The sequence below is a fragment of the Lysobacter sp. Root983 genome (assembly GCF_001429345.1).
Lineage (GTDB): Bacteria > Pseudomonadota > Gammaproteobacteria > Xanthomonadales > Xanthomonadaceae > Lysobacter.
Window position 1 is genome coordinate 356,839 of record NZ_LMJO01000017.1, and the last position, 6,000, is coordinate 362,838.

At 70.7% G+C, this 6,000-nt stretch carries 7 protein-coding genes; 6 read left to right on the top strand and 1 reads right to left on the bottom strand.

Going from position 1 to position 6,000, the window contains the following annotated elements; translation table 11 throughout:
• Positions 1-115: 115 nt before the first annotated feature.
• Entirely contained in the window at positions 116-286 is a 171-nt protein-coding gene (locus tag ASE43_RS21945) for a hypothetical protein (RefSeq protein WP_157489213.1), read from the top strand.
• 29 nt (positions 287-315) lie between these two features.
• The gene (locus tag ASE43_RS22930) at positions 316-1,446 is read left to right on the top strand and encodes a sigma-70 family RNA polymerase sigma factor (protein WP_157500087.1); all 1,131 of its coding nucleotides are present in this window, start codon (positions 316-318) and stop codon (positions 1,444-1,446) included.
• A gap of 174 nt (positions 1,447-1,620) precedes the next feature.
• Here ASE43_RS22930 and ASE43_RS17420 read toward each other — a convergent pair whose 3' ends face one another.
• Positions 1,621-2,262 carry an EF-hand domain-containing protein gene (locus tag ASE43_RS17420; RefSeq protein WP_056173118.1) on the bottom strand — a complete coding sequence of 214 codons (642 nt, stop codon included), beginning with the start codon at positions 2,260-2,262 and terminating at the stop codon, positions 1,621-1,623.
• A gap of 142 nt (positions 2,263-2,404) precedes the next feature.
• Here ASE43_RS17420 and ASE43_RS17425 point away from each other — a divergent pair, with 142 nt between their 5' ends.
• The 4 genes from ASE43_RS17425 to ASE43_RS17440 all read left to right on the top strand — a co-directional run bounded on the left by ASE43_RS17425 (position 2,405) and on the right by ASE43_RS17440 (position 5,563).
• On the top strand, positions 2,405-3,148 hold the full coding sequence (locus tag ASE43_RS17425; RefSeq protein WP_057161349.1) for an arginyltransferase: 744 nt from the start codon (positions 2,405-2,407) through the stop codon (positions 3,146-3,148).
• Positions 3,149-3,264: 116 nt separating this feature from the next.
• Positions 3,265-3,594 carry a hypothetical protein gene (locus ASE43_RS17430; protein WP_057161350.1) on the top strand — a complete coding sequence of 110 codons (330 nt, stop codon included), beginning with the start codon at positions 3,265-3,267 and terminating at the stop codon, positions 3,592-3,594.
• Positions 3,595-3,794: 200 nt separating this feature from the next.
• Entirely contained in the window at positions 3,795-4,238 is a 444-nt protein-coding gene (locus tag ASE43_RS17435; protein WP_056173109.1) for a hypothetical protein, read from the top strand.
• A gap of 98 nt (positions 4,239-4,336) precedes the next feature.
• A complete protein-coding gene (locus ASE43_RS17440) occupies positions 4,337-5,563 on the top strand; it encodes an endonuclease/exonuclease/phosphatase family protein (RefSeq protein ID WP_057161515.1) in 1,227 nt (408 codons plus the stop codon).
• The last annotated feature ends 437 nt before the right edge of the window (positions 5,564-6,000 follow it).

The following is a 6,000-nucleotide window of genomic DNA, read 5'->3' on the forward strand; positions in this document are numbered from 1 at the left end:
TGCCCCGCTGGTCTTCCCCCTTTGAAAAAGGGGGACCGAGGGAGATTTGCTTTTGCGCCGGTCACATTCCCCGCCCGCCCGCGTCTCGGTCCAGGTATCTCCGCCCGGACCCGCCATGACGACCTCGTCCCCTGTTTCCATCGCCTGCCTCGTCCTCGCCGCACTGCTCGACGTCCTGGGCCCGCTGCTCGCCGCCGCGATCGCCGCGCTACTGGCTATCCTGGGCGCGCTCGACGGCCACCCGACCGTCGCCGCCCTGCCCGCCTGCCTGAGCTGCCTGCATTGAGCGCCCACCCGAGCCCCGCCGCCGACGGTCTGATCGATGCCATCGATGCCGACCTGCCCGCCGCCGCGGCCGGCGATCGCGCCGCGTATTCGCGCATCGTCGCCGCCTGCCAGAACTCGGTCACCGCGATCGCGCTGGCGATCGTGCGCGACGTGCCGGCCAGCGAGGACATCGCCCAGGAAGCCTTCCTCAGCGCCTGGCAGAACCTGCGCCGGCTGCAGAGCCCGTCCAGCTTCCTGCCCTGGCTGCGCCAGATCACCCGCAACCTCGCCCGCGACCACCTGCGCAGCCAGCGGCGCGCGCCGCGCGGGGTCGACGACGTCGAGGCGGCGATCGAGGCCGCGGCCGACCCGCAGCCCAACCCCTGCGAGCGCTTGCTGGACGACGAACGCCAGACCATGGCCGCCGAACTGATCTCGGCCCTGCCCGACGACAGCCGCGAAGTGCTGCTGCTGTATTACCGCGAAGGCCAGAGTTCGCAGCAGGTCGCGTCCCTGCTGGGCCTCAGCGACGCCGCCGTGCGCAAACGCCTGTCGCGTGCGCGCGCCAGCGTGCGCGAGGAGATGCTGGCGCGTTTCGGCCGCTTCGCGGTCGACAGCGCGCCGTCGCTGGCCTTCACCAGCATGGTCGCGACCGCGCTCACCATCGCCAGCCCGCCGGCCGCCGCGGCCGGCCTGCTCGGCGCCGGCGCCGCGGCCGGCGCCAAGACCTTCGGCCAGATCGTGCTGGGCGCGGCCGGCAGCATCGGCATCGCGGTGGTAGCGGCGTTCGCGGGCATCTACCTGGGTCTGCGCAAGCAGCTTAAGGGCGCGATCGACGACGCCGAGCGCTACGCGCTGGTGCGCAGCGCGGTGATCTGCGGCCTGGTCTCGATCGCGTTCGTGGTCGCGCTGCTGCTGATCGCGCATAGCGGCCTCGGCAGCTGGTGGCTGCCCAGCCTGACCACGCTGGGCTTCATCGTCGCGATCCTGTGGCAGACCGCGGTGGCGCAGCCGCGCATCCTGCGCCGCCGTCACGCCCTGGAAGCCGCGCGCGATCCGATCGCGGCCGCGCGGCGTCGCCGCTGCGAGCGCATCCAATCCTGGATCGGGGTGGTGATCGGCGTGGGTTGCGGCGTGGGCGGCCTGATCGTGGGCCTGCTCCAATCCGGGCGGCTGTAAGGCGCCCGGTCGGATCCTGGACCCGGCCGCGCCGGAAGGCGCTTCGCCCTAGCTAGGCGAAAAACCAAAAAAAACCCGTGCCGCGGGACGCGGCACGGGAATCTGGAGGGGCAATCCTTCCATTCGCTACTACTGCTGGGTGCAACGTGAAACGCTTGCGGCTCCGGCCAGCGATCAGCGACGCGGCTTGGGCCGCAGATCCTCGCGGGTCAGATAGCCGTCGCGGTCTTCGTCCATGAAGGCGAAGGCCTTGGCCAGGCGCGGCATCTTCTCGCCGACTTCGATCTTGCTGAGCTTGCCGTCGTGGTTGAGGTCGGCTTGCGCGAAGTGCTGGTCGAAACGCTGGGCGCGCTCGGCCTCGCGCTGCGGGCGCTCGCGCTCGTGGTAGCTGCGCAGCTCGCTGCGCACCACGTAGCCGTCGCGGTTGGCGTCGATCTGGGCGAACTTCTCGCCCAGCTTCGGCAGCTTGGCCGCCTCGGCCTGGCTGATGCGGCCGTCGCCGTCGGCGTCGGCGCCGATCAGCCCGCCCATGCCGCCGTGACGGCCATGGCCGCCGTGGCCGCCCTTGCCGCCGCGACCGCGGTGGGAGGGGCGCTCGTCGGCGCTGAGGCGGCCGTCGCCGTTCTTGTCGAGGGCGTCGAACTTCTCGGCCAGGCGCGGCATCGCCGCGGCCTCGCTGCGATCGATCGCACCGTCGTTGTTGCGGTCCAGGGAGGGGCGCTGCGGGCGGTCCGGGCCCTCGCCCTGCGGCGCGGCCAGGGCCGCACCGGCGACGGCCGCGGCCAGCGCGGCGACCAGCAAGGTGGAATGTTTCATTGCGGTGGCTCCTGCAAGGGCGCCCGGGGCGGCGCCGATGCAGTGGTCAACGCCCAGGCCGGCGGTCGGTTGACACGCCCGTGCCGGAAAACGTGAACGCAGCGCTAGCGCCACGGCGCTGGGACGGCGCTATGCTGCCCCCATGGGCACCCAACCGCAGCCGGACAGCGAGGACCTGCGCCTGTTCCACACCGGCGAGCACGCCTGCGGCTATTGGCCGGAGCGCGTCGCCCGCGACCTGGTGCTGGACCCGCGCGATCCGCGCCTGCGCGCCTGGTACCCGCATGCGTTGGGCTGGGGCTTCCGCCGCTCCGGCGATATCGTCTATCGCCCGCACTGCGCCGGCTGCCGCGCCTGCGTCGCAGTGCGTATCCCGGTCGATCGCTTCAGCCCCGATCGCAGTCAGCGCCGCTGCCTGGCGCGCAACGCCGAAGTCGAGATGCGCGTGCGCCCGGCCGAACGCAGCGAGGAACACCTGGAGCTGTACCGTCGCTACCTGTCCACCCGCCATGCCGGCGGCGGCATGGACGGCCACGGCGCGGCCGAGTTCGACCAGTTCCTGATCGGCAGCTGGAGCGAAGGCCGTTTCCTGGAACTGCGCGAGCAACGCCGCCTGATCGCGGTGGCGGTGACCGACGTGGTCGATACCGCGCTGTCGGCGGTCTACACCTTCTACGATCCCGACCTGGCCGAGCGCGGCCTGGGCACGCTGGCGATCCTGCGTCAGCTCGAATGGGCCAAGCGCGAACGCCGCGAACATCTGTATCTGGGCTACTGGATCGCCGGCCATCCGAAGATGGACTACAAGCGCCGCTTCCATCCGCTGGAAGGCTTCGACGGCCACGAGTGGCGCGATCTGCACATACGCGACTTCATCAAGCTGTAATCGCGTTCCTTTACATAGGCAGGGATTTCGGATTCGGCGCGCGCACCGCGACGCCGACCGGATGCGCGACGCGGCGACGGATCCCGCGCCCCACGAACCCCTGCGAAGCCATCGTCATGAACTCTCCCGCCTGGTCCCTGGCCGCACTCGCGGCCGCCTGCCTGTCCCTCGCCGCCTGCTCGCCCGCGAGCGGCAGCGGCGGCAAGATCGACAACGCCATCGGCATCGTGCAATGCGACGAATACCTGGCCAAGGTCGCCGCCTGCATCAACCAGAAAGTGCCCGAAGCGCAGCGCACGCCGCTGCGCGCGAGCGTGTCCCAGGAGTACGCCACCTGGAAAGAGGCCCTGGCCAACCCGGTCCACCGCGCCGCGCTGCCGCAGGCCTGCACCATCGCCGAAGAGCAGGCCAAGGACGAATACGCACGCTACGGCTGCGCGATGTGAGGGCCGCGCCGGCGTCGCGCGCGCCCGGATCCGCGACCTCCGCGGCGCCAAACGGGCGGCCCGGCGCGACCCGGTTTTACGAGGCGCTAACACAGAACGTCGCCGACTCGTGTACCTAGTGGCCCGTCGTCTACGCACGACCGAGTCGGCACTGTGTTCGGCATGGAGCCGCCGCCTACCATTCATTACGGGGATATTCGATGAAGCACACCGCTCTAATCCTGGCCGCCGCCTGCACCCTGGCGCTGGCCGCCTGCACCAAGCCGGCCGATAAGCCGGCCGACGCCGCGACCGATCCGGCCGCCGCCACCGCCACCTCGACGCCGGCCGAAACCGCGCCGACCGACATGGCCGCGCCCACCGCCACCTCGGTTCCGGCTGAAACCGCGCCGGCCGCGGTCGCCGCCGCCGACAGCGTCGGCATCCCCGAGTGCGACGACTACCTGAGCAAGGTCAACACCTGCTTGGCCGACAAGGTGCCGGCCGACCAGCGCGCGATGTTCCAGACCGGTCTGGAGAGCAGCCGCACCGCGTGGAAGCAGGCCGCCGCCAATCCGGCCTCCAAGGCCGCGCTGGCCAGCACCTGCAAGACCGCGCTGGACCAGATGAAGACCGCGCTCGGCGCCTACGGCTGCGCGCTGTAATACCCGACACGACGCTTCGAACGACGCCCCGGTCCGCCGGGGCGTTTTCGTTGACGCCTGTCATCGATCGCGCACGCACGCATGCGATCATGCGCGCCATGCGCAACCGATTCCTCCTGCTGATTCCCTTCGCCCTGCTCGCCGCCCTCGCCGCCGGCTGCGTGCGCGTCCAGGTCCACGGCGACCCCAAAGCGGCGCAGGCCGGCCCCATGAGCCAGACCGCGCGATTGCGCATCGCCACCTACAACACCTCGCTGTACGACGACGCCGACGGCGGCCTGCTGCGGCGCCTGGAAGGCGACGATGCCGGCGCGCGCAAGATCGCGGCCGTGCTGCAGCGCGTGCGCCCGGACGTGGTCCTGCTCAACGAATTCGACTACGACGCCGACGGCCGCGCCGCCGATGCGTTCCAGCAGCGCTATCTCGAGGTCGCCCAGCACGGCGGCGAACCGCTGCGTTATGCCTATCGCTATTTCGCCCCGGTCAACACCGGCGTGCCCAGCGGCCTGGACCTGGACCACGACGGCCACGTCGGCGGCGACGGCCGCGCGCGCGGCAACGATGCCTGGGGCTACGGCCTGCACCCGGGCCAGTACGGCATGCTGCTGCTGTCGCGTTATCCGATCGAAAGCGCGCAGGTGCGCAGCTTCCAGCGGCTGAAGTGGAGCGCCCTGCCCGGCGCGCGCCAGCCGCGCGATCCCGCCAGCGGCGCGTCCTGGTATGCGCCCGCGATCTGGTCGCAGCTGCGCCTGTCCTCGAAGTCGCATTGGGACGTTCCGGTACGCACGCCGCAGGGCACGATCCACATTCTCGCCTCACACCCGACGCCGCCGGTATTCGATGGCCCCGAGGACCGCAACGGCGCGCGCAACCACGACGAGCTGCGGCTGTGGGCCGAGTACCTGTCGGCCGGCGAGAAGCCCTGGCTGTGCGACGACCGCGGTCAGTGCGGCGGCCTGGCCGCCGACGCCGCGTTCGTGATCCTGGGCGACATGAACGCCGACCCCGTCGACGGCGACGGCGCGCGCGGCGCGATCGCGCAGTTGCTCGAACACCCGCGCGTCGACGCCGGCCACGTGCCGCGCAGCGCCGGCGCCCCGCAGCGCGCGGCCGATTACGGCTTCCCACGCAAGGGCGACACCGCCACCCACACCGGCGACTTCGGCCCCAAGTCCGGCACCCTGCGTTTGGACTATGTGCTGCCTTCGCGCGGTTTGAACGTACGCGACACGGGCGTGTTCTGGCCCGCGCGCGAAAGCGCCGACGCGGCGATCGCCGACGGCAGCGACCATCACCTGGTCTGGATCGACCTGGGCAAGCCGTAACCGCCTCGTATCCGGCATAGCGCGAAGGCATTCGCGCCTTCGGCGCTGCACTCCCCTCACCCTAGCCCTCTCCCGCAAGCGGGAGAGGGGACGCTATCGCTGCGGCTGCGGCTGCGGCTGCGGTTGCCGTTGCTGTTGCTGTTGCTGTTGCTGTTGCTGTTGCCGTTGCCGTTGCCGTTGCCGTTGCCGCGGCATTGGAATCCAAAAGCACCGCACTCACACGGCCACTCGTGGACCCGAAGGGCGGCGCGCAGGACGCGCGCCGTTTTTCGAATGGACAAGGATGTCCATTCGAAAAATCCCGGCGAAAGCCTCGAACTCGCAGGGGAGGGTTGGTCCCGCTAGCCCTTCTCTTTGGTTACTTTTGACCGAAGGGAATCCAGACGGACTCTTGGGCTAGCAAGAGAAAGTGACCCGCATGCGCAGCAGGCGGAAGC